Source organism: Arthrobacter sp. MDB1-55 (assembly GCF_059092925.1).
Genome location: NZ_JBNHID010000003.1, coordinates 194193 through 216754 on the forward strand (window position 1 = coordinate 194193; position 22562 = coordinate 216754).

The window sequence follows — 22562 nt, forward strand, 5'->3', positions numbered from 1 at the left end:
ATGTGAAAAAGCTAGTGCAAAAACGTGTCTAAGATAAGCAAATCTGGTTACATCCTTGTAACGCTCATCACAGGGGTATTGACCGCCGTCGGACGAGGGTCAGTCCCGCAGGTAGGTGTTCACGTATTCTTGATGGGACGCCCTGGCAGCGCGCACGCCGCCTGGGGTTATCACACGGTACGCCCCAGTAGCCCAATGGCAGAGGCAGGAGACTTAAAATCTTCACAGTGTGGGTTCGAGTCCCACCTGGGGCACCGCAGCGTCCAGGCCCTCATCAGTGCCGAAGTACAGGTGCTTGTGCAGGCGGCAGCCCGGATTGAAGGGTGCGCGGCAGGAGGAGCACGCGTCAGCGCCGAGGTAGTCCCGGATCCGCATCGTCTCCTTGCAGACGCCGCACAGGATCGCCTCGGTATCCTGCTCCCCCGCAGGCCAAACGGCTGCTGCGTGGTCAGCTGTTTCTGCGTGGCAGAGGTGGCATGGATAGAACTCGCCGCAGCATTTGAACTTGATGGCGACCACGTCGAGCACCGTCCGGTAGTGAATGCAACGGGTCTGGTCATCAACTGTAGGGCCGAGGACTCTCACAGCGCCTCGAATGGCGCGGCGTAGCGGAACGCGCCGACCGGCACCCTGTTGCCGCCGAGCGCCCGGATCATGAAGTGCTCGCGCCAGGCCTGATCCGGCGGATGGACTCCGCGCTCATCGGCCCTCGCGAAGCCGAAGCGCCCGTAAAACGTGGGGCTTCCCAACAGCACCAGCGAGGTCTCCCCCAGCTTCTCGGCACGGGAAATCGATTCCTCCACGAGCAGGCTGCCGATCCCCCGCCCCTGAAACTCCGGCAGAATCCCGATCGGACCTAGCCCCAGGGACGGGACCGACCCGATCCGCGCCCGGGTGGTGATGACGTAACCGCGGATGGCGCCGTCGTCGTCCTCTGCTACGAGCGATAGGGCGGGAAGATACGCAGGGCTTGCCCACAGTTGCTCAAGCAGTGCGGCTTCGACGGGCCGCCCACCGGTTGCACCGGCGGCGAAGGCGGACTCGATGACGGCGAGGGCTGCGCCGCGGTCCGACGGCGTTTCAGGGCGGACTCTCACGGTCGAGAACTGTAGCCGGTTAAACGACGACGACGGCACCGGGGTAGGTGCCGCCGTCCTCAAAGGAAACTTAGGCCTTGGCCGCGGTCTTCTCGGTGTCCTCCACCCGGCCCTTGTCCAGGGACGGGGCTGCTTCCGGCTTCTTGGGTGCCGGGGTTGCAGCCTCGCGGAACTGGCGGCGCGGGGTCTGCAGGTCCATCAGCTGCGTGGTGTCGCGGCCGAAGACGAAGCCGAGCACCCAGTTACCGACCACGCGGAACTTGCGCTCGAACATGGGCATCGCCATGCCGTGGTAGCCGCGGTGGGCGAGCCATGCGGGAAGTCCGCGCATGCCGAATCCCATGATGTTGGCGACGCCCTTGTACTGACCGAAACCGGCAACCGCACCCAGGTTCTTGTGCTTGTACTCGCGGACGCGGCCAACGCCGTAGCGCTCAGCGTAGATGTTGTCAGCGAGCAGCTTGGCCTGACGGACAGCGTGCTGGGCGTTGGGCACGCAGAAACCGCCGACACCGCCACCGGAGAGGTCCGGCACGGCAGAGACGTCACCGGCTGCCCAGGCACCGTCGAGGGGGCCGTCGTCGCCGCTGATGCGCAGTTCCGCGCTGGCACGGACACGGCCGCGCTCGTCGATCGGGAAGTCCGTGTTGCGGACAACAGGGTTGGCCTGCACACCGGCGGTCCAGACGAGGGTGTCGGTCTCGAACTCATCGGCCGGGGACTTGTCCGGCATGTTGATGAGCTTCAGCTTGCCGTCCTTGGCGCTGGCGAGCGAGGTGTTCAGCATGACCTGCACACCGCGGGCACGCAGGTGCTCCACGACCCACTTGGCCTGCTCTTCGGTGACCTCGGGCATGATGCGGCCCATTGCCTCGACAAGCACAAACCGGATGTCGGAGCGCGTGAGGCGTGAGTTCTTCTTGACGGCGGCACGCGCCAGGTCTTCCATCTCGGCGAGGGCCTCGATGCCGGCAAAGCCGCCACCGACGACGACGAACGTCAGCGCGCGGTCGCGCTCGGCACCCGGCTCCATGAGCGAGGCGGTCTCGATGCGCTCGAGGAGCTGGTTGCGCAGCGCGACGGCTTCCTCGATGGTCTTGAGGCCGATGCCGGCTTCCGCCAGACCCTCGATGGGGAAGGTACGGGTGATGGCGCCGGCCGCGATGACGATGTCTCGGTACGTCAGCTCGAACGGCGCGCTGCCGTCAGCTGGTTCAACGGTCGCCGTACGCGAGGCGTGGTTCACGCCGGTCACCTTGCCCGTGATGAGCTCGGTATCCGCCAGGTGCATGCGGTGCGAGACAACGGCGTGACGCGCCTCGATGTTTCCACCGGCAACCTCAGGGAGGAACGGCTGGTAGGTCATGTAGGGCAAAGGATCAACGAGGGTGACGATGCCACCGTGATCCTTCACCTTCTTCTGCAGCTTGTGGGCTACGTAGAGACCGACGTAGCCGCCGCCGACAACAAGGATCCGGGGACGATCAGAAAACTTGGAGGATTGAGCCATGGGACCAGCGTACCGGACTTTGTGAAAATCTTCACTAGCGGGAGTCCGATGCTGCCGACCGGCCGTCAAGGGCGTCCGTGGACGCAGGATTTCCGCTCGCCCCGCTGTCAATCGGCGGTCCGCTTCGGCTCTCGCCAGCCATGTTGTTTTCCCGGTGTATCCGGACAACCTGGTACGTCCCACCGAGCAGGATGACGAGAATGAGGCCCCCGAATCCGAACACAATGAACGCCGGCAGGGAGCTGGAGGTCGACGCCCTCTCCTGTGCTGCGGGAACCGTCGGCTCCGGGATATCGGGCAGAGGTTCCTCGGACGCGGCGGCTTCCGGCGGCGGAGGCGGAGGTACCTCCCCGCGCCGGTACGTCTCGATGTACTGAGCCATGCTGACCACACCGCCGGCACCTAGCAGCCGTTCCTCGGGGACAGCCAGATCCGCGTTCACCGCGGCCGCAGCGTCCAGGATTCCATGCCCGTAGATGGTGTCCTGGCCGGGGATGCCGGCATCCCGCGCGGTCATGATGATCCTGTTGATCACCTGCGGGGCAGTCAGTTCCGGGTACTTGGCGCGGATGAGCGCTGCCACTCCGGAGACCAGCGGCGCAGCACCCGACGTCCCGGACCACTTGCTTGCGTAGAGGCCGCCGGGCAGGGCGCCGACAAGGTTCTCAGCCGGCGCAGCGATCCCGATGCTGATGCCTTCTGAGGAGGATTCACGGCTGGCTGCCCCCTTGGCATCGAGTCCGCCAACCGCCAGCACGCCAGGCATCGTCGCCGGCGCTCCGACCTGTACGGAACCCCCAGCCCGGTTGCCCGCAGCGGCCACGATGACGACGTCGTTCTGTTCCGCGTAGAGGAAAGCCTCGTCCCAGCTCTCCGGCCAGGTCGGTGAGGTGCTGCCGAGTGACATGTTGATGACGGACGCGCCATTGTCCACGGCCCAGCGCACGGCATTGGGGATCTGGTCATCAATGCTCACGCCGGCCGGGTTGGGTCCGCTGGCTTCGCCGCCGATCCAGAGCGACACTGCGAGCAATTGTGCTTCCGGGGCAACTCCGACGACGCCGTCGGACCCGCGCCCGGCTGCCTGGACCGGAGTCTTCTCCGGTTCCTTTTCCTCCTTGGTGGCTTCAGCGGACTTCGACGGCGCAGCTGACGGCGACCCTGACGCAGACGGCGACGGTGAGGCAGAGGGCGTTTCCTTCGGTTCTTCCGGAACATGTCCCCTGCCCGCGATCAGGCTTGCAACGAGCGTGCCGTGCTCGGGCACCTCCCCGATACCGCGCTGCCCGTCTGGCACACCCGCGCCGGAGACGTCCGTACCGCCGGTTACGCCGCCCTCGAGGTCCGGGTGGCTTCCGTCGACGCCGCTGTCGATGACGGCGACTGTGACGCCCGCGCCCTTGGTGTCCTTCCACGCCTCGGTGATGCCGTAGTCCTCGAGCCAGTACTCGCGCTCCCGGATTTCCCCGCCGTGTGCGCTTGCACTGTCAACCGGCCCGACGACGGAAGTCGCCAGACCCAGTGAGAGCGCAACAACGGCAGCAACGGACCGGGGAAGGAAACTTGACCGGTGCGGCTGGGGAATCTCTGGTGCGGAAGAAACCACGTGCTTACGTCACTTCCGCCGGGCGGCGCTGAGCGCGATGCCATCGAGGATGTCGTGCTCACTCGCGACGGCGCTCCGAACACGGCCTTCTGTGGCTTCGGCCACCCGCCGCACGATCGTGCGCCAGATCAGCGCGCCCGCCCCGATCACGTCCACGCGTCCGGGATGCATATACGGCAGGGCCTTGCGCTCGGCCCGGGAGAGGTGCAGCAGCGAGGTTGCAGCGCCGTCGATCTCGTCCAGCGTGAGCTCCGTACCGTGGATCCGCTCCGACTGGTATTCCGGAAGCTTCAGCGCGTGCGCCGTGACGGTGGTGATGCTGCCCGCGACGCCGATGATGCCCTGCACAGAGGAGAGGTCCACGTCAGCGTCAGCCTCGCCGATCATCCTGTTGATCTCTACCTCGGCGTCGGCGATCTCCTGGTGCGTCGGCGGGTCGGAGAGCAGAAACCGCTCCGTAAAGCGAACACAACCCATGTCCATACTGCGCGCCGCGGTCACCTGGCTGCCGGTGCCGACCACGAACTCGGTGCTTCCACCGCCGAGGTCTACCACGAGCACTGGTGCATCGCTGTCACTGGCCAGCACGCTTGCGGCTCCGGAGAACGAAAGTTCTGCCTCCTCGCTTCCGCTGACCACCTCCGGTTCAATGCCAAGACGGTCCCGGACGCCGGAGACGAAGACCTCCCGATTGCTTGCATCGCGGGTAGCGGAGGTCGCTACGAAGCGGACCTCCTCGGCGTCGTGCTCATGAATCAGGGCAGCGTACTCATCGACAGCTCCAAAGGTCCTGTCCAACGCCGCCTCGGCGAGCCTGCCCGTCGCGTCAACGCCCTCCCCGAGGCGCACCACGCGCATCAGGCGAACCACGTCGGTGAGCCCTGCTCCGCCGTCGACGTCGGCGATCAGCAGGCGGATGGAATTGGTCCCACAATCGATGGCTGCAGTACGCATATCAGGCCTTCCCTTCTCCCGAACGTCGTTCGGCGCGTTTCCTGTCGAGTTCCTCGGGGCTCAGGCCCTGCGTCTTCACGTGCCGGCTCAGGTCGCGGTCGGGAGCGGCACCGCTCACGTCCCAGGCACCCGCGCAGCGGCACTCGTCAACCGTCCACCACTCCGAGATGGCCTCAAGCGCCTCATCTCCCAGCGGGTTCACCCCGGGGCCTGCTGCGAGGGAGTGCCCCACCAGCACGTGCAGGCACTTCACCCGGGTAGGCATACCGCCGGCGGAGACGCCGTCAATTTCTGGTACCGGACCGATTCCGCTGCGCATCCCGATCTCCGAGCGCGCCCGCAGGTAGGCCTCGTGCGCCCGGCGGTACCGGTCAGCGAGACCAGGGTCGCGTTCGAGGCGCTCCGTCATCTCCATCATGGTCCCGCCGGCTTCCAGTCGGGACACCGCGGCAGTGATGACCGGATGCGTCAGGTAATAGGTAGTGGGAAAGGGAATGCCGTTACTGAGCCGCGGCGCCGTGGTGGCCACCAGCGGATTCCCGCAGACGCACCGGGCGCCGATTTCGACGACGTCGCGGACCGGGCGCCCCAACTGCCGGCTGAGCGTCTCCAGATCAGCCGTTGTGGGTGCAAGCGGGTTGCGTTCCGTCACTGCGGTCCTTCCTGTGCCTTCATTCGTTGGGGTATCCCGACGAACCAAGGTTAGTCGGTGGCGGCGCGCTCCACGGATTCCCAGAGTGCGTCCGCCCAGGGCAGGTCCTCCGGCGCCGCGTCTGAGCGCTGTTCCTCGGAAGGTTCGACTGCGGTCCCACCCTTGACGAGGTAGCGGGTCTCCCCCGGCATCACGAGGAAGAGACGGTCGCGGGCCTGCTGTTTGATGTAGGCGGGATCTTCCCAGCGGGCGATCGCCGTTTCGAGGCCGTCCTGCTCCTGCTGCAGTGCGGTGATGCGGTCCTGCAGGGCATCCGTTTCCGCCTGCTGCTGCAGGAATGTGCGGACGGAAGGCGCCAGCAGCACGGTGATGGTGACAAGCACGACGGCGAGGGCCAGCAACCGCCCGGAGAAGGCTTTGGCGGGAATGGGCTCCGCATCTTCCGCAGGGACGATGGCACGTTCCGATGGCCTGCGGAAAGGAGCGCTGGCTGTCCGGATGGCCCCGGCCAACTGGGAACGCTCAGCTGCTCGAGCCTCGGACGGTGATGCCTTCGGTCGCGTGGCAGCGGCAGAGGTGGTCCGGGGCTTCGACGGCGCCGTCGACGAACCCTTGGCGTGCGATGTGTCCTTGGCGTGCGATGTGCCTGGGGCACTGGAAGAGTCCGAGGGGCTGGAACGCACTGAAGCGCCCTGGGGACCAGGGCGCTTCAGAGGCGTAGCCGACTGCCTCTGCCCATCGGTGCGCGCTCGTGCTGTGCGCGGAACACTGGGGCGTCGGGTGGACATCGGACTCCTCGCTCAAGCTATGCCATGCCGCCGGCCGGGGTGGATCCCGGTCTGACGGCTACCTGCTTAACGAGGGTATCGCCCTCAGCCCGGTGATCAGGCAGTGAAACGCGGAAAGGCGGAACGGCCTGCGTAGCGTGCGGCGTCGTCCAGCTCTTCCTCGATGCGCAGGAGCTGGTTGTACTTGGCAACACGCTCTGAACGGGCGGGTGCACCGGTCTTGATCTGACCGGCGTTCGTGGCCACGCAGATGTCCGCGATGGTGGTGTCTTCGGTTTCGCCCGAGCGGTGCGAGGTGATGGTCGTGTAGCCGGAACGCTGGGCCAGCGAGATAGCGTCGAGCGTCTCGGTGAGCGTGCCGATCTGGTTGACCTTCACCAGCAGCGAGTTGGCTGTGTCCGCCTTGATGCCGCGATCCAGGCGGACCGGGTTGGTCACGAAGAGATCGTCGCCAACGAGCTGGACCTTGCTGCCGAGGGTCTCGGTGAGGGCCTTCCAGCCGTCCCAGTCTTCCTCGTCCAGGGGATCCTCGATGGAGACCAGCGGGTAGTCGCGTACCAGCTCTTCGTAGTAGGCGCGCATGGAAGCGGAATCGAGCGTCTTGCCCTCGAAGTGGTAGGCACCGTCCTTGTAGAACTCCGAGGCGGCAACGTCCAGCGCGAAGGCGATGTCGGTGCCCGGAGTGTAGCCGGCACGCTCGATGGCCGTGGTGATGAGGTCGAGCGCGTCGCGGTTGGAAGGCAGGTTCGGAGCGAAGCCGCCCTCGTCGCCCAGGCCGGTGGCCAAGCCCTTCTCGTTCAGCACCTTCTTGAGCTCGTGGTAAACCTCGACGCCCCAGCGCAGGCCCTCCGAGTAGGACTCGGCACCCAGGGGAACAATCATGAATTCCTGGATGTCGACGTCGGAATCGGCATGCGATCCGCCGTTGAGGATGTTCATGAGCGGAACGGGCAGTACGTGCGCGTTGGGGCCGCCCAGGTAGCGGTACAGGGGCAGTGCGGAGGACTCGGCGGCTGCGCGGGCAATCGCCAGGGATACACCGAGCATGGCGTTGGCGCCCAGGTTCGACTTGTTCTCGGTGCCGTCCAGGTCGATCATGGCCTGGTCGATGGCGCGCTGGTCTCCGGCGTCGAAGCCGAGCAGTGCAGGCTGGATCTGCTCGATGACGGCCTCAACAGCCTGGAGGACGCCCTTGCCGAGGTAGCGGTCCTTGTCTCCGTCGCGGCGCTCGTTCGCCTCGAAGGCACCGGTGGACGCACCGGAGGGAACTGCTGCGCGGCCGAAGGTGTCGTCGTCGAGCAGAACCTCAACCTCAACCGTGGGATTGCCGCGGGAGTCAAGGATTTCACGTGCGTGAATGGCATCAATGATTGCCATGGAAATGCTCCTGTTCATCAAGGGATCTATGAATTTTCTTCATATGGACAGCAAAAAACGTGCTCAGCCCTGACGGAGCTGATGCGTCTGCGCGGGGATTCGTACTCAGCCTAATTGAAAGCGGGGATCAATGACCGTCCGTGACGGAGGTCATTTCATTCCGGGACATCCGTGCGCTGAATTCCTCGAGCCACGTGGCGCTCCTGGTACCTGCGCACCGCGAGGCGCAGGGCGCATTCCGGATCCAGTCCGGAGCCGACGGCGCGGCCGACGACGGCGAACAGCACCTCCCCGAGCTCGTCCTCCGACATTGAACTCGCGTCATCGGCTGGTACGGCGCCCTCTGCCGTGTCGAGGGCCCCGTCACGCTGTGCCCGCTTGAGTGTCTTGGCCGCGGAGGCGAGCGCCGGAAGCCCGGGCGGGATGCTGGCGAACGGCGTGGATTCGGCGGGTCGCTCCTGACGCTTGATGCTGTGCCAGGCGGCTTCGATCTCCTCAACCGATGCCGGGAAGGATTCCCTGAGGGCCCCGTCCGGAGTAAAGATATGAGCGTTGCGCCTGATCATCTTCTCCGTGAGACCCTCGATGACCTCAGCCAGGGCAAAGGATCCGCGTTCTTCCTGCAGGCGCGCGTGAAGCACCACCTGCAGGAGGACGTCGCCCAGTTCCGAGCGCAGCTCGTCGGCGTTCCCGGCACCGTCCAGCACGTCGAGGAGTTCGTAGCACTCCTCGACGAGATACTCCGCGAGGGACTCATGCGTCAGCGCGCCCATCCAGGGGCAGTGCTCACGCAGTTGCCCGATCACGCGGAGCAGTCGCTCGAGGGAAGCGCCTGCCTGCCGTGCTCTTTCCGTCATGCTCCGCCGGCGCCGTCGTACCCCTGCGCAATGAGCTCAGCGAGCGCGGTGCGGCTGTCGAGCGGCAGGAAGGAGGCCTCTACTGCGTTGAGCGTGAACTCAAGCAGGTCATCGAGGTCATAGTCGAAGGTCTCCACGAGGAGTTCGAATTCATCAGTGAGGGTCACGCCGCCCATGAGCCGATTGTCCGTGTTGATGGTGACGTTGAATCCGAGCTGGTACAGCAGGTCGATCGGGTGGCTGGCAATGTCCTTGCCGAACGATTCGATGGCTCCTGTCTGCAGGTTCGACGACGGGCAGATTTCCAGGGCGATGCCCCTGTCGCGTACCCAGGCGGCGACCTGACCGAGTGTGGCCATTCCGACCGGAGAATCCGTGCCGTTGTCGTCGAAATCGACGGTGATGTCCTCAGCAATGCGTACGCCGTGGCCCAACCGCTGGGCGCGGCCGTTCACGAGTGCATCGACAATACTGTCGACGCCGGCTGCCTCGCCCGCGTGCACCGTTGCGGGGAACTGGTGCTGGGCCAGGTAGGTGAAGGCATCAGCGAACCGTGCGGGCGGGAAGCCGTCTTCGGCGCCGGCGATGTCGAAGCCCACGGCACCGCGGTCGCGGTGACGGACGGCCAGCTCGGCGATCTCCTGGCCGCGGTCAGCGTGCCTCATGGCGGTGATGAGCTGACCTACCTGAATGGTGCGGCCGCCTGCGGCGACGGCTTCGACCCCGGCGTCGAGACCTTCCTGGACTGCCTCGACGGCCTCATCCAGCGACAGGCCCTTGGCCAGGTGCTGCTCGGGTGCCCAACGCACCTCGCCGTAGACCACGCCGTCGTCGGCAAGATCCTCAACGAACTCCTTCGCTACCCGCACCAGGGCTTCGTGGGTCTGCATGACCGCTATGGTGTGGTCGAAAGTTTCCAGGTAGCGCACCAGCGAACCGGAATCGGCAGAATCGCGGAACCACTGGCCGAGCGCAACCGGATCGGTCGACGGCAGCTCATGGCCTACTGCTTGCGCCAGTTCGATGATCGTTGCCGGGCGCAGGCCGCCGTCGAGGTGATCGTGCAGCGAGACTTTCGGCAGCTCGCGGATGTCGAAGGTGATGTCGGTAGCAAGGGAAGTCATAGGTTCAGTCACAGGCCAAGACTACGCGAGGCCAAAGGCGCTTCCGCAGGCGCGGCAACGCTCTCCAGAGCCGATGCTTCACACTGCGGGGGCGCCGGGCGCGGCCGGGTGGGCGCCGATCCCCGGACTGCGCTGATGACACGGTCCACGATGAACCCCAGGACCACCGCGACGGCGATGGCGACGGTGACACCCAGCAGATGGTTGTCCTCGAACCAGGCTCCGGCGAGCGCGCCGATCCCGACCGAATAGGTGCCCCACGCGATAGCCGAGATAGCAGTCAGTGCAACGAACCGCCGTCGCGAGTAGCCGGTTGCACCGGCGGTGAGGTTGACCGCCACCCGTCCGAAGGGAACGAATCGCGCCACAAGGATGAGTGACGCCGCGCGCTTCTCGAGCTCGTAACCGGCCCATTCAAACGCCTTCTGCGAGCGCGGGCGGCGCATCCAGCGGAATCGGCGCGTCCCGACTCCCCGTCCCATGAGGTAGGCCACGTTGTCGCCGACAAAAGCACCGAGCGAAGAAACCAGGATCAGAAGCCAGGCGTTGGGCACACCCTCGGTAATCACGAGCGAGGCCAGCCCCACCACCACTGACTCACTCGGGAAGGGCGGGAAGAACCCGTCAACCGTGCAGCAGACGAAGACCAGCAGGTAGACCCACGGCTGCTCTGCGGTGCTGAGGATGAAATCGCTCAGCCCATTCGTGACAGCACTTATGGCGTCCACTACCTGCGCTCCTTGGATTGTACGGATGGCTCCGGAGGCCGCCGCCTGACGTGGTCTGGAACTCCTTAAACCATGCCAGCAGCGGATGAAAGGGGTCCATGGGTTATGACCCCGGCGCACCCCTGATTCAACCTTTTTCCAAGGTTATGGTTTGGACCGCTCCCATCGCGTCGACCGAAGGGGTGATCTTCCCTGCCGCCGCCTCCGCCCCCGGGACTAGGGGCGATCCCTGACAGGGTCAGGCGATGCGGTCGATGATGAGCTCCTGCGCCGGACGTGAACCCTCCGGAGCAATGACGACGGCGGTTTCCAATGCTTCACGCGCGCGGTCGAACTTCTCGGGGGTATCAGTCAGCAGTGTCATCAGCGGCTCGCCAGCACGAACCGAGGCTCCCGGCTTCGCATGAAGGCGGACACCGGCCCCGGCCTGCACCGCGTCCTCCTTGCGTGCACGTCCGGCACCCAGGCGCCAGGCGGCTACACCGACGGCCAGTGCGTCGAGCTCTACGAGTACGCCGTCGGCCGGCGCATAGACCGTCTCGGATTCCTTCGCTACCGGAAGAGCCGCGCGGGGGTCTCCACCCTGGGCCTCGATCATGCGGTTCCAGACGTCCATGGCGCGCCCGTCCCTGAGAGCCCGGGCCGGGTCAGCATCGTTTACACCTGCCGCAGCAAGCATCTCCTCGGCGAGGCGCACGGTCAGCTCGACGACGTCCTGGGGTCCCCCGCCGGCCAGCACCTCGACGGATTCCTCGACCTCGATGGCGTTACCCGCCGTCAAGCCGAGCGGAGTCGACATGTTGGTCAACAGGGCGACGGTCTTGACTCCAGCGTCCGTGCCGAGCGCCACCATGGTCTCGGCCAGTTCCCGCGCCTGCGTCTGGTCCTTCATGAACGCTCCGCTGCCGACCTTTACATCGAGGACGAGGGAGCCGGTTCCCTCGGCGATCTTCTTGCTCATGATCGAGGAGGCGATCAGCGGAATGGCTTCAACGGTTCCCGTCACGTCCCGGAGCGCGTAGAGCTTCTTGTCCGCCGGGGCCAGTCCGGCGCCTGCCGCGCAGATGACGGCACCGACGTCGGCCAGCTGGGCCATCATCTCGTCGTTCGAGAGCTGGGCCCGCCAGCCGGGAATGGATTCGAGCTTATCCAGGGTGCCACCGGTGTGGCCAAGGCCGCGACCGGAGAGTTGCGGCACGGCAACACCGAAGACCGCAACGAGCGGCGCCAGCGGGAGCGTGATCTTGTCACCCACTCCCCCGGTCGAGTGCTTGTCGCTGGTCGGTTTTCCGAGCGAAGAGAAATTCATCCGCTCGCCGCTGGCAATCATGGCTGCCGTCCACCGGGAAATCTCCGTACGGTCCATCCCGTTCAGCAGGATTGCCATGTTGAGGGCCGCCATCTGCTCATCCGCGATTGCGCCGCGGGTGTACGCGTCGATGGTCCAGTCGATCTGCGCCGGGCTCAGCGTGCCCCGGTCGCGCTTGATGCGGATGATGTCAACGGCATCGAACTGCTCGCTCATGTGGTGTTTCCTGACTCTGTGTTGCCGGCGCTTGAGGTGCCCGTGTCTGCGAGGTGCTGGGGGCCGAACGCGTCCGGCAGCACCTCGTCCATGGTCTTGATACCGCTTACTGTCATCAGCAGCATTCCCGGTGCACGAAATTCGTACAGCAGCTGCCTGCAGCGCCCGCACGGCATCAAGGCATTGCCGTTACCGTCCACGCAGCTGAAAGCAACCAGCCTGCCGCCGCCGGTCATCTGGAGTTGGCTCACCAGGGAGCACTCGGCGCACAGGGTGAGTCCGTAGGATGCGTTCTCAACATTGCAGCCCGAGACGATCCGCCCATCGTCGGTCAGGGCAGCGGCTCCCACCGGGAAGGAGGAGTAGGGGACGTACGCGTTGCGCATGGCCGCCGTTGCCGCCTCTGCCAACTCCTCCCAGGGGAGGTCCGCTTCCGGTGGCGTCATCGGGGCGGTAGCGTCCGTCGTCGTCGGGCTTTCATCACGTGCACTCACGGGCTACTCCTTGACGTAAGGGATGCCGCCGGCTGCGGGCGGTCGGGATCGTCCCACGAGGCCAGCGACGGCCAGGATCGTCACGATGTACGGCAGCATGGCGAGGAATTGGCTCGGAACGTCCGTGCCGATGATCGACAGGACAAAGCGCAGGTTGGTCGCGAAGCCGAAGAGCAGTGCCGCAAAGAACGCGCCGATCGGATTCCAGCGTCCGAAGATGAGAGCGGCAAGTGCGATGTAGCCCTGCCCTGCAGTCATGTCCCGGGTGAAGGAGCTGACAGACACGAGCGTGAAGAACGCGCCGCCGAAACCGGCGACCGCGCCGCCCAGGAGCACGTTCCAGAACCGTGTTGCGTTCACCTTGATGCCCATGGTGTCCGCGGCCTGCGGATGCTCACCGACCGCTCGCACGCGCAGACCCCACTTGGTCCGGTAGAGCCCTATCCAGATGACGATCACCGCTGCGTACATGAAGTAGCCGACGATGCTCTGCTGAAAAAGGATGGGGCCGATGATCGGGATGTCCGCAAGGAGAGGAATGCGGACCTCCGGAAGACCCGGCGGCGAGTTGAACGTAGCGGAGTCGCGGCTGAGCAGCGTGGACGCCAGGAACCCGGTCAGTCCGGATACCAGCACGTTGAGCACAACACCGACGATGATCTGGTTGACCAGATACTTGATGCTGAAGATCGCCAGAACGAGCGATACCAGCACGCCGGCGAACGCCGCCGCGATCAGGCCGACGTAGGCGTTACCCGACACGGAGGCAGCGACGGCGGCGGCGAAGGCTCCGGAGAGAAGCTGTCCCTCGATCGCGATGTTCACGACGCCGACACGCTCGCACAATACGCCCGAGAGCGACCCGAAAATCAGCGGAATCGCGAGGGTCACTGAGCCTGCGACGAGGCCGGCCAGCGAGATGGAGGGCCGGTCGGCAATGCCAACCACCCAGGTGAGGAAGCCGACCACGAAGAGGACCGCGTACGCGATGCCCGCCCAGCGGTTGATCCTCCGGCCGCCGCGCACCTGCAGAAAGGCATAGACCGCAATCGCGATGAGCGCGACTGCCACAACCCAGCCGACGACGTTGGCGGGCAGCGCGATATCCGCGAGGCGGAAGCGGTCCGAGTCATCCGACACCCGGAAGACCGCGGTGGCCGCCGGACCGCCGATCGCGAAGACGAACAGGGCGATCAGCGCCCCGACACCGAATCCAATCGGTGCCTTCCAGTTCCGGGTAGAGGGTCCGGCTACACCCGGATCAGTAACGGTTGCTGCGATGCTCATGCTGCACCTCCGGATACCAGCTGATTCTTGCTGCCCTTGCGCGTCTTGGCCGTCTTCTTCTGATCGATCCGGAAGATCGCCTTGACCAGCGGCGGAGCGGCGATGAAGAGAACAATCAGTGACTGGACTACCAGCACGATGTCGATGGGCGTGCCCGTCAGGGTCTGCATCTGGACGCCGCCGGCACGGAATGCCCCGAACAGGACTCCGGCGAAGAAGACGCCCCACGGGTGGGACCGGCCCAGCAGCGCGACAGTGATGGCGTCGAACCCGAAGCTGGCGGCGATGCCGCTGGTCAGCACCCGTTCGGTACCCGCCACCTGCGCCACGCCGGCGAGACCGGCGAGGCCGCCCGCCAGCATCATGACGACGACGTATCCCTTGGTCACGCTGATTCCCGCGGTGCGTGCCGCGAACGGGCTGGCGCCGACAGCGCGAAGTTCGAAGCCGACCGTCGACCGGTTGAGCAGCCACCAGACGCCGTACGTTGCCGCAATCGCCACGAGGAAGCCTAGGTGCAGGCGGAACTGGGGGCCGAGGATCTGGGGGAACACAGCGGTGTCGTCCAGGCGGGGGCTGATCGGGTTCGACGATCCCGGGTTCTGGAACGACGGCGTGGTGAGGAGGAACCCGACCAGGTAGATCGCGATGTAATTCAGCATGATGGTCACGATGACCTCGTGGGCACCGGTACGTGCCTTGAGAAGACCGGGAATGACACCCCACAGCGCACCGCCCACAAACCCGGCGAGTACCACGAACAGAAGGTGAAGGCCGAACGGCAGGTGCCAGGAGAAGCCGATCCATCCTGCAAACATGGCTCCGAGGATGATCTGGCCCTGCGCGCCGATGTTGAACAGCCCGGCGCGGAACGCCACCGCCACGCCGAGGCCCGCAAGGATCAGGGGTGTGGCGACTGTCAACGTTTCGGTCAGCGGGCGGAACATGAGCCCGAGGGAGTCAGCGCCCGGATTGAACACAGCACCCTGGAAGAGAGCGGCGTACGCTCCGCTGGCTGCTTCCCAGGCGGCCAAGAGCGTGTCACCCGGCCGGCTGAAGAAATAGGTCGATGCAGCCGCGACGTCCTCGTCAGTGAGTGCGATCAGGAGGCCGCCAAGAATAATCGACAGGACGACGGCGAGAATTGCCACCAGCGAGGAACCCGTGGCGATGCTCTTGAGGATGCCCCTGCCGCGGTCCTCCTGATCCGGTGCCGGCGTCGTAACGCCTGTTCCGGGAATGGGCAGCGGCGCGGCGGTCTCTTCCGACGCGGAGCCGGCGTTGGGTCTATTGACGCTCATCGGTCTTCCTCTCCGGTAACCCGGTGCGCTCCTGCAGCCCGGTGCCCGCCGGCTGCCCGGTTTCGCTCTTCCACCGCGGAGGCGTCCTGCCGCAGTGCTTCCTCTGCCGTCATACCGGCCATCATGAGACCGAGCACGTCGCGCGACGTATCGCCTGGCACCACGCCCATGAGTTCTCCTCCATGCAGCACCGCAATGCGATCCGCAAGTTCACTGATTTCATCGAGTTCGGTGGACACGATCATGACGGGCGTCCCGGCATCGCGCTCTGCAACGATCCGCTTGTGGAGGAACTCGATTGACCCGACGTCCACGCCGCGTGTGGGCTGGGATGCAATGAAGAGGTTCAGTGGCCGCGAGAGTTCCCGGGCCAGGACCACCTTCTGCTGGTTACCGCCGGACAGCGTGCTGACCGGTGCCTCGGCACTCTGCGTCCGCACATCGAACTCGGTGACTTTTTCCTGCGCGTTCTTGAGAACCACGGACGGCTTCATGGCGAACCCCTTCGCGAAGGGGGGCTCGTTGTACCAGTTGAGGATCATGTTCTCCGCAATGGAGAAGCTCCCCACGAGGCCGTCGATCTTGCGGTCTTCCGGGACGAATCCAACGCCTTCGCGGATGATGTCCTTGACCTTCATTCCCAGCAGTTCCTTGCCCTTCAATTGCACGGACCCGGATGCGTGCGGGTGCAGCCCAAGGATCGCCTCGGTGAGTTCGGTCTGCCCGTTGCCCTGCACGCCGGCGACTGCGAGGATCTCGCCTTTCGAGATCTCGAAGCTGACGTTGTCCAGCAGGTTCTGCCCGCCCGATCCCGGGACGGTGAGGTTCCGGACGACGAAAGTGGTGTCGCCCGGGGTTGCCGGCGCCTTGTTGAGGCTAAGGCTCACCTGACGCCCGACCATCATGGAAGCGAGGTCACTGGTGCTGGCACTGGGCTCAACAGTTCCGACGACGGCGCCCCGCCGAATCACGGTAATCACGTCGGACACTGCCTTCACTTCCCGCAGTTTGTGCGAGATGAAGACGATCGCTGTACCGCCGGCTTTGAGCTCCTCGATGATCTGGATGAGTTCATCGGTTTCCTGGGGCGTGAGCACCGCGGTCGGCTCGTCCAGGATCAGCACTTCCGCCTTGCGGACCAGTGCCTTGATAATTTCCACGCGCTGCTGCACGCCGACGGGGAGGTCTTCAACGAGGGCGTCGGGGTCGACGTCGAATCCGTAGCGGTCGGAAATCTCGCGGATACGCGCGCGGGTCTTATCGAGGTCGAGGATGCCGCCCGCCTTGGTGTGCTCGTCGCCGAGTGCGACGTTCTCGGCAACCGTAAAGACCGGGATGAGCATGAAGTGCTGGTGCACCATGCCGATTCCCACGGCCATCGCGTCGCCGGGTCCGCGGAAGGTGACGGGCTTTCCGTCGACGAGGATTTGTCCGTCCGTGGGCTCATACAGTCCGTAGAGGACGTTCATGAGCGTCGACTTGCCTGCGCCGTTTTCGCCGAGGAGGCAATGCACCTCCCCGGGGTTCACCACCAGATCAATATTGTCATTGGCAACCAGCGAGCCAAAGCGCTTGGTGATTCCCTGCAGTTCGAGCTTCACAACCCCAACCAACCTGTCCTTGATGGGAGCTGGTGCGGGAACGGGCAATCTTCAACTGCCCGTTCCCACCGCCAGCTAATACAGAGTCAATTCAAACCGTAACGCGAACACGCCGCCCGTTCCTGCAGGACCGTGGAACCATCCTGGGAAGCGGGCGGCGTGTTCACTCTGGTGTTACTTGGGGCTTGCCTCAGATTCGACGGTGATCTCGCCGGAGATGATGCCTGCCTTGATCTCTTCCAGTTCGGCAGTCATCTCGTCCGAGACTGCCTCTTCCTGGTCGTGGAACGGAGCAAGTGCGACACCGCCGTTTTCCAGCGTGCCGACGTACGGCTCGTTGCTGAAGTTGCCTTCGACGTCCTCAGAGATGACCTGCTCAACGGCATCGCCCATGAGCTTCATGACCGAGGTCAGGATGAACTCGGTTCCGGTCTCGACGGTCTCGAAGCCGTCCGAGTCAACCCAGATCACTTTGTTGCTGCCGCCGTCTGCGTTGGCTTCCCCAACGGCCTCGATGGTGCCGAGGCCCACGGGACCGGCCACGGGCATGATGATGTCCGCGCCCTCGTTGATGAAGTTCTGCGTGTTGGTCTTGCCTGCAGCCTGGTTCGTGAAGTCGCCGACGAAGGTGCCGGTCTGTGCTTCCTTGTCCCAGCCGAGGAGTTGGACGTCGGCGTCCTTCTGCTCGTTGTAGTAGGCGACACCGTCTGCGAAGCCGTCCATGAAGATGGTCACGGTGGGGATCTGGATGCCGCCGTAGGTCGCGACCTTTCCTGTCTCCGAAGTGCCCGCGGCCAGGTACCCGGCCATGAAGGCTGCCTGCGCCGTGTCGTAGATGATCGGCTTGACGTTGGGAAGGTCGATCTGGTTGTCGTCCACGATCGCGAAGTTGGTCTCCGGGTTGGCCTCCGCGGCTTCTGCCGTGGTGGCGGAGAGCAGGAACCCGACGGTAACGATCATGTCGCAGCCGGCGCTGACCATGGAGTTCACGTTCGGCGTGAAGTCGGTCTCGGCCTGAGACTCGGCCTGGCGGACCTCGATGCCGAGGGACTCTTCAGCGGCCTTGATGCCCTCGTAGCTGGACTGGTTGAACGACTGGTCGTCGAAGCCGCCCGAGTCGGAAACGATGCAGCCGGCGTAGTCGGTAGCCTCGGCAGCGGGATCGGATCCGCCGCCTTCCGTCTCTGCCGGCGGCGCACCGCAACCGGCGAGGAGAAGGGCTGCTGCTCCCAGTGCTGCAACGGACATGCCGGTCCGGCGCCCTGTCAAGCTCCGTGAATTCTTCAATGTTCCTCCGATAAGAAGTAAGCCCACGATCAAGAAGTCAATGAGTGTCCAATTGCGGCTCCCTGATAGGGGTTGCAAGCTCTGTTTTCATTGATGTTCGTGGCGCCGGTCCCGCCTCAGTTTCGGGACTCGATGATGAAGCTTACTCTAGCGCCGGAGTGACCGGGCACACTACCAAATCACCCGCCCGTTCCCACATTGTTCAAGTTTTGTTACCAACGGGTAGGTTGACTTACCGGCCGGCCGGTGCGCCCGTCTGCGCCTCCGCCTGAGACCGTCCCCAGGCGCCGGCGAGGTGGGCCAGGGAATCAATGCGGGAGCCGACGTCGTACGTTGTGCCGGTGATCATGAGCTCCTGCGCTCCGGTGAGCTCCACGAGTTCTTCGAGGCGCGCGGTGACCTGATCGGGCGTGCCGACGGCCTTGATTGCGGGCAGATGCTCAAGCATCAGCTGCTCCTGGTCGCTGAACATACGCTTAGCCGCTTCCTCGGGCGAGACGATCGGCGCGGGACGGCCGGACCGCAAGGACAGTGCCATCACCTTCGCCGGTCCCGCCAGGTATTCAGCCTCCTCCACCGTGTCCGCGGTCAGGGCCGAGGTGGCCAGCATGGCGTAGGGTTCCTCGAGCGCCGGTGAGGGCTGGAAGTTGGCACGGTAAAGGCGCATGACCGCGGCCGGATCCTCGTTACCGAAATGGTGGGCGTAGCTGTACCGAAGGCCGAGCATCCCGGCCAGCTGCGCTGAGTAGCCGCTTGATCCGAGCAGCCAGACGTCAGGGAAGGACGACGGCGCCGGCGTAGCGACGAGCCGCATGGCCCGGTCCGGCGTCCGGTTATCTCCGAGAAGGGCGAGCAACTCGAGAACGTGCTGCGGGAACTCTTCGACGCCCAGACCGTCGGCCTGCCGGCGCAGCGCCATGGCGGTCATCTGGTCGGTGCCCGGCGCACGTCCGATTCCAAGATCTATGCGGCCCGGATGCAGCGCTTCGAGCAGTGCGAACTGCTCAGCAACCACGAAAGGTGCGTGGTTCGGAAGCATCACGCCGCCGGATCCCAGACGGATCTGAGAGGTCTTCGCTGCGAGGTGCGCGATCAGTACGGCGGGGCTTGTCGATGCAACCGAAGGCATGTTGTGGTGCTCCGCCACCCAGAAGCGGGTGAAACCCAGGGCATCCGCAGCCTCCACCAGCCTCGCGCTGTCAGCGAGCGCATCGGCGCTGGTCCGGCCGGAGCCGACCGTGGCGAGATCGAGAACGGACAGGGGCACGCGGAAATTGTTGGAGCTACTCACGCAGGTTGCCAACCACCGCATCCGGCGATGCATTCCCCGAAGGCGCCGAGGCGTGCGACACTTCCCGGGCGCCGGGGGCTTAGTGCCGGAGGCCCAGTACTGCGCGCATTGCTGCGGCGGCCATGACCCGGATGCCGCACCCGATGGCCTGCTCATCCGGCCGGTAGTCTCCGCGATGCAGATCGTAGGTTTCGCCGCCGGGGGTGCGGGTGCCAAGCCGCATCATGGCGCCGGGGACTTTCTGGGTCATCCACGCAAAGTCCTCGCCCCCCATGGACTGAGGAGTCAGGACCACGGCGTCCGGCCCCAGCTCGGCGCGGGCTGCAGCTTCGATCAGTCCTGTCTCCGCCTCGGTGTTGACCACGGGAGGCACTCCCCTGGTGTGTTCGATCCGAACGTCCACGCCGAAGGGGGCGGCGAGCTGGCGCACCGTCTCATCCATGAGGTCGCCGGCTGCTTCCCAGGCCTCCCCATCGAGGCATCGCATGGTCCCGGACATGAAACCGTGCGCGGGAATCGCGTTGGGCGCTGACCCTGCGTGCATCTGGCCCCACACCACGGACACGGCGCTTCGCACGTCGATGCGGCGGGACAGGACTGCCGGAACGTTGGCCGCGATGTGTGCCAACGCGAAGACCAGGTCCTCGGTGACGTGCGGACGGGAGGTGTGGCCCCCACGGCCGTTAAGCTCGACCCGGACGGTGTCCGAGGCGGACGTGATGGCGCCGATCCGCGTCCCCACCAGGCCGACGTCAATGCGAGGGTCACAGTGCAAGGCCAGAATGCGCGGAACATCGGAAAGCACGCCCTGGGCAATGACGTCCAGGGCTCCGCCGGGCATGGTCTCCTCGGCAGGCTGGAAGATCACGCGCACCCGGCCGTCGAGCGGAGACTCGGTGTCGATCTTGGCCAGTACCAGCGCAACACCGAGCATCACCGTGGTGTGGATGTCATGGCCGCACGCGTGCGCAATGCCCGTGGCAGTTGAAGCGTAGGGCAGGTCCGTCTCTTCGAGGATCGGGAGGGCATCGATGTCCGCCCTCAGGCCGATCCTGATGTCACCGTCGCCGATATCCACGTACAGGCCCGTATCCTCGAGCCGTTTGGGCTTCAGTCCGGCTGATTCCAGCCGCTCAACCAACCGGTCGGTGGTGCGGTACTCCTTGTGGGAAAGTTCGGGGTGCGCGTGGATGTCGCGCCGAAACTTCGTCAGCTCGTCCAGCATCGGAGCCACCCACACGCCAATATGCGGGACGACGGGAGCTTCGGTGGGAGTTTTCTGCACCACACAAGCCTAACCAACCTGCAGGTGAGCGCTCGAACCGTACGTCATTGAGTGACTCGCAGGACCTCCCCGAGCCCTAGAGGACGTCCACATCGCCGCTGGCCCGCAGCGATTCCACCGCCTTCTTCACTTCCTGTGCGTGCTCCTTCGTGGTCACCAAGAGTGCGTCCGGAGTGTCCACAATGACGACGTCGTCAATTCCGATCAGCGCGATGACCCGCTTGGTATCGGAGACCACGATGCCGGAGGCGTTCTCGGAGAACACCCGGGCTCCCTCGCCCATCACCTTGAGATTGCTGTTCTCCATCGCCGGGTTCAGCCGGCCGATTGCGGCGAAGTCACCGACGTCGTCCCAGCTGAAGTTGCCGGGGATCATGGCGACATCACCGGCGGCTGCTGCCGGCTCGGCGACTGCGTAGTCGATCGCGATCTTGGGCAGGGTGGGCCAGACCCTGCGGGCAACCTCGTTGCGTGAGCGGGTATCCCACGCAGCAGCGATCTCCATCAGGCCCGCATACAGGACCGGTTCGTTGGCTTCGAGGTGCTTGAGCATGAGCGCTACCGGCGCGACGAACATGCCCGCGTTCCAGCTGTACTTCCCGCTGTCGATGTATTCGCGGGCAACGGCGACCGACGGCTTTTCGACGAATTCGATGACGGAATGCGCGCTGGGAGCGGAGGCGATGTCCAGCGCGTCCCCTGCGCGGATATAACCGAAACCGGTGGACGGGTGCGTGGGCAGGATGCCGATCGTCACGATGTACCCCTGGGCGGCCGTATGAACGGCCTCACGGACCGCCGCTTGAAAGTCTTCGACGGGCGCGATCACCTGGTCCGCGGCGAACGATCCCATGATGATGTCCGGGTCCCGGTGGTAGAGGATAGCGGCGGCCAGGCCGATTGCCGCCCCCGAATCCTTCGGCTCGCTCTCCAGAACGAGGTCCGAGTCCTTGAGCTCGGGCAACTGCGCACGTACGGCCCGGCGGTGAGCCTTACCGGTGACCACCATGACGCGGTTGTCGCTCAGCGGATGCAGCCGCTCATAGGTGGCGCGGATAAGAGTGCTGCCCGATCCGGTGAGGTCATGCAGGAACTTCGGTGCTGCCGCGCGGGACAGCGGCCACAGTCGTGTGCCGGTTCCGCCGGCCGGGATGACGCCGTGAAACCGATCCAGGGGGCTACGCTCTTGAGTACTCATCGCTCCCACATTAACAGGAGCCGTAAAAAGACCGGTGAAACCTGGCTTTTACACCTCTCACAGGCACCGGTGTTAACAAGGTCACAACGTAGGGCGCCCTAAATTGAACACCCTACGAACGGAGCCTAGATTAGGCTTGTGGAAAGAGTGCTCTCGCGGGGCGAATTTCCAGCGTGGAAGACGCGCTAACGCCTCTGCGACACAGGGAGGTTTTTCAGTGTCGAAGACACCAGCAGGCACCCTCTACCGCGGCCGCGAAGGCCAGTGGTCCTGGGTTGCGCATCGTATTACCGGCGTCGTGATCTTCTTTTTCCTACTGGTGCATGTACTCGACACCTCGCTGGTACGGGTATCCCCAGAGGCATATGACGTCGTCATCGAGTCGTACAAGAACCCCCTCATGGGCCTCGGAGAGCTGGGGCTGGTTGGCGCAATCGTCTTCCACGCCTTCAACGGCCTCCGCGTCGTTCTCGTGGATTTCTGGAAGAAGGGCCCCAAGTACCAGCGGCAGATGCTGTGGGCCGTCATCGGACTCTGGGCAGTCACCATGATCGCCTTCTCCATCCGCCATCTTTCAGTTGTTTTCGGAGGTCACTAAGC

General features: G+C 64.9%; 21 protein-coding genes, 1 tRNA gene and 1 pseudogene. 2 read left to right on the forward strand and 21 right to left on the reverse strand.

What is annotated here, in order from left to right; translation table 11 throughout:
• Positions 1-181 precede the first annotated feature (181 nt).
• Positions 182-254, forward strand: a tRNA-Leu gene (locus tag AC5RU3_RS12450).
• On the opposite strand, the gene AC5RU3_RS12455 is transcribed toward AC5RU3_RS12450, so the two are convergent.
• The 21 genes and pseudogenes from AC5RU3_RS12455 to AC5RU3_RS12555 all read right to left on the reverse strand — a co-directional run bounded on the left by AC5RU3_RS12455 (position 223) and on the right by AC5RU3_RS12555 (position 21962).
• Positions 223-375, reverse strand: coding sequence for a hypothetical protein (locus tag AC5RU3_RS12455; RefSeq protein WP_493966043.1), 153 nt, complete (start codon positions 373-375; stop codon positions 223-225). The two genes, AC5RU3_RS12450 and AC5RU3_RS12455, sit on opposite strands and share 32 nt — an antisense overlap.
• Before the next feature lie 9 nt (positions 376-384).
• A pseudogene (locus AC5RU3_RS12460) lies at positions 385-585 on the reverse strand (CHY zinc finger protein); the annotation flags it as partial.
• A complete protein-coding gene (locus tag AC5RU3_RS12465; protein ID WP_309071632.1) occupies positions 582-1097 on the reverse strand; it encodes a GNAT family N-acetyltransferase in 516 nt (171 codons plus the stop codon). The gene AC5RU3_RS12465 and the pseudogene AC5RU3_RS12460, both read right to left, overlap by 4 nt.
• Before the next feature lie 70 nt (positions 1098-1167).
• Positions 1168-2607 carry an NAD(P)/FAD-dependent oxidoreductase gene (locus AC5RU3_RS12470; RefSeq protein ID WP_493965737.1) on the reverse strand — a complete coding sequence of 480 codons (1440 nt, stop codon included), beginning with the start codon at positions 2605-2607 and terminating at the stop codon, positions 1168-1170.
• A 34-nt stretch (positions 2608-2641) separates the two neighbouring features.
• Entirely contained in the window at positions 2642-4213 is a 1572-nt protein-coding gene (locus AC5RU3_RS12475; RefSeq protein ID WP_493965738.1) for a S8 family serine peptidase, read from the reverse strand.
• Between the two features lie 9 nt (positions 4214-4222).
• Positions 4223-5167, reverse strand: a complete 945-nt coding sequence (locus tag AC5RU3_RS12480) for a Ppx/GppA phosphatase family protein (protein WP_493965739.1) — start codon at positions 5165-5167, stop codon at positions 4223-4225.
• 1 nt (position 5168) lies between these two features.
• A complete protein-coding gene (locus AC5RU3_RS12485) occupies positions 5169-5819 on the reverse strand; it encodes a DUF501 domain-containing protein (RefSeq protein WP_309071635.1) in 651 nt (216 codons plus the stop codon).
• 50 nt (positions 5820-5869) lie between these two features.
• Complete coding sequence (locus AC5RU3_RS12490) at positions 5870-6502, reverse strand: FtsB family cell division protein (protein WP_493965740.1); 633 nt, start codon at positions 6500-6502, stop codon at positions 5870-5872.
• 201 nt (positions 6503-6703) lie between these two features.
• A complete protein-coding gene (gene eno, locus AC5RU3_RS12495) occupies positions 6704-7984 on the reverse strand; it encodes a phosphopyruvate hydratase (RefSeq protein ID WP_309071637.1) in 1281 nt (426 codons plus the stop codon).
• A 155-nt stretch (positions 7985-8139) separates the two neighbouring features.
• Positions 8140-8841: a MazG nucleotide pyrophosphohydrolase domain-containing protein gene (locus AC5RU3_RS12500; protein WP_493965741.1), complete on the reverse strand. Its 702-nt coding sequence runs from the start codon at positions 8839-8841 to the stop codon at positions 8140-8142.
• Entirely contained in the window at positions 8838-9977 is a 1140-nt protein-coding gene (locus tag AC5RU3_RS12505) for an adenosine deaminase (protein ID WP_493965742.1), read from the reverse strand. Before AC5RU3_RS12505 ends, AC5RU3_RS12500 begins: the two co-directional genes overlap by 4 nt.
• Positions 9974-10693 (reverse strand): DedA family protein, encoded by a 720-nt coding sequence (locus tag AC5RU3_RS12510; RefSeq protein ID WP_493965743.1) that lies wholly within the window; start codon positions 10691-10693, stop codon positions 9974-9976. Before AC5RU3_RS12510 ends, AC5RU3_RS12505 begins: the two co-directional genes overlap by 4 nt.
• A 238-nt stretch (positions 10694-10931) precedes the next feature.
• Positions 10932-12218, reverse strand: a complete 1287-nt coding sequence (locus AC5RU3_RS12515; protein ID WP_493965744.1) for a thymidine phosphorylase — start codon at positions 12216-12218, stop codon at positions 10932-10934.
• On the reverse strand, positions 12215-12664 hold the full coding sequence (locus AC5RU3_RS12520; protein ID WP_309070976.1) for a cytidine deaminase: 450 nt from the start codon (positions 12662-12664) through the stop codon (positions 12215-12217). Before AC5RU3_RS12520 ends, AC5RU3_RS12515 begins: the two co-directional genes overlap by 4 nt.
• Before the next feature lie 51 nt (positions 12665-12715).
• The gene (locus AC5RU3_RS12525; protein ID WP_458116666.1) at positions 12716-13999 is read right to left on the reverse strand and encodes an ABC transporter permease; all 1284 of its coding nucleotides are present in this window, start codon (positions 13997-13999) and stop codon (positions 12716-12718) included.
• Complete coding sequence (locus AC5RU3_RS12530; protein ID WP_493965745.1) at positions 13996-15300, reverse strand: ABC transporter permease; 1305 nt, start codon at positions 15298-15300, stop codon at positions 13996-13998. Before AC5RU3_RS12530 ends, AC5RU3_RS12525 begins: the two co-directional genes overlap by 4 nt.
• Positions 15297-16901, reverse strand: a complete 1605-nt coding sequence (locus AC5RU3_RS12535; RefSeq protein WP_493965746.1) for an ABC transporter ATP-binding protein — start codon at positions 16899-16901, stop codon at positions 15297-15299. The genes AC5RU3_RS12530 and AC5RU3_RS12535 overlap by 4 nt, the downstream gene beginning before the upstream one ends.
• A 174-nt stretch (positions 16902-17075) precedes the next feature.
• Complete coding sequence (locus tag AC5RU3_RS12540; RefSeq protein WP_458116663.1) at positions 17076-18188, reverse strand: BMP family lipoprotein; 1113 nt, start codon at positions 18186-18188, stop codon at positions 17076-17078.
• 232 nt (positions 18189-18420) lie between these two features.
• Positions 18421-19455, reverse strand: a complete 1035-nt coding sequence (locus AC5RU3_RS12545; protein WP_493965747.1) for an LLM class flavin-dependent oxidoreductase — start codon at positions 19453-19455, stop codon at positions 18421-18423.
• 103 nt (positions 19456-19558) lie between these two features.
• On the reverse strand, positions 19559-20704 hold the full coding sequence (locus AC5RU3_RS12550; protein WP_493966030.1) for an amidohydrolase: 1146 nt from the start codon (positions 20702-20704) through the stop codon (positions 19559-19561).
• Positions 20705-20840: 136 nt separating this feature from the next.
• On the reverse strand, positions 20841-21962 hold the full coding sequence (locus tag AC5RU3_RS12555) for a mannose-1-phosphate guanylyltransferase (protein ID WP_309070964.1): 1122 nt from the start codon (positions 21960-21962) through the stop codon (positions 20841-20843).
• Between the two features lie 217 nt (positions 21963-22179).
• Here AC5RU3_RS12555 and sdhC point away from each other — a divergent pair, with 217 nt between their 5' ends.
• Positions 22180-22560: a succinate dehydrogenase, cytochrome b556 subunit gene (sdhC, locus tag AC5RU3_RS12560; RefSeq protein ID WP_309070963.1), complete on the forward strand. Its 381-nt coding sequence runs from the start codon at positions 22180-22182 to the stop codon at positions 22558-22560.
• The last annotated feature ends 2 nt before the right edge of the window (positions 22561-22562 follow it).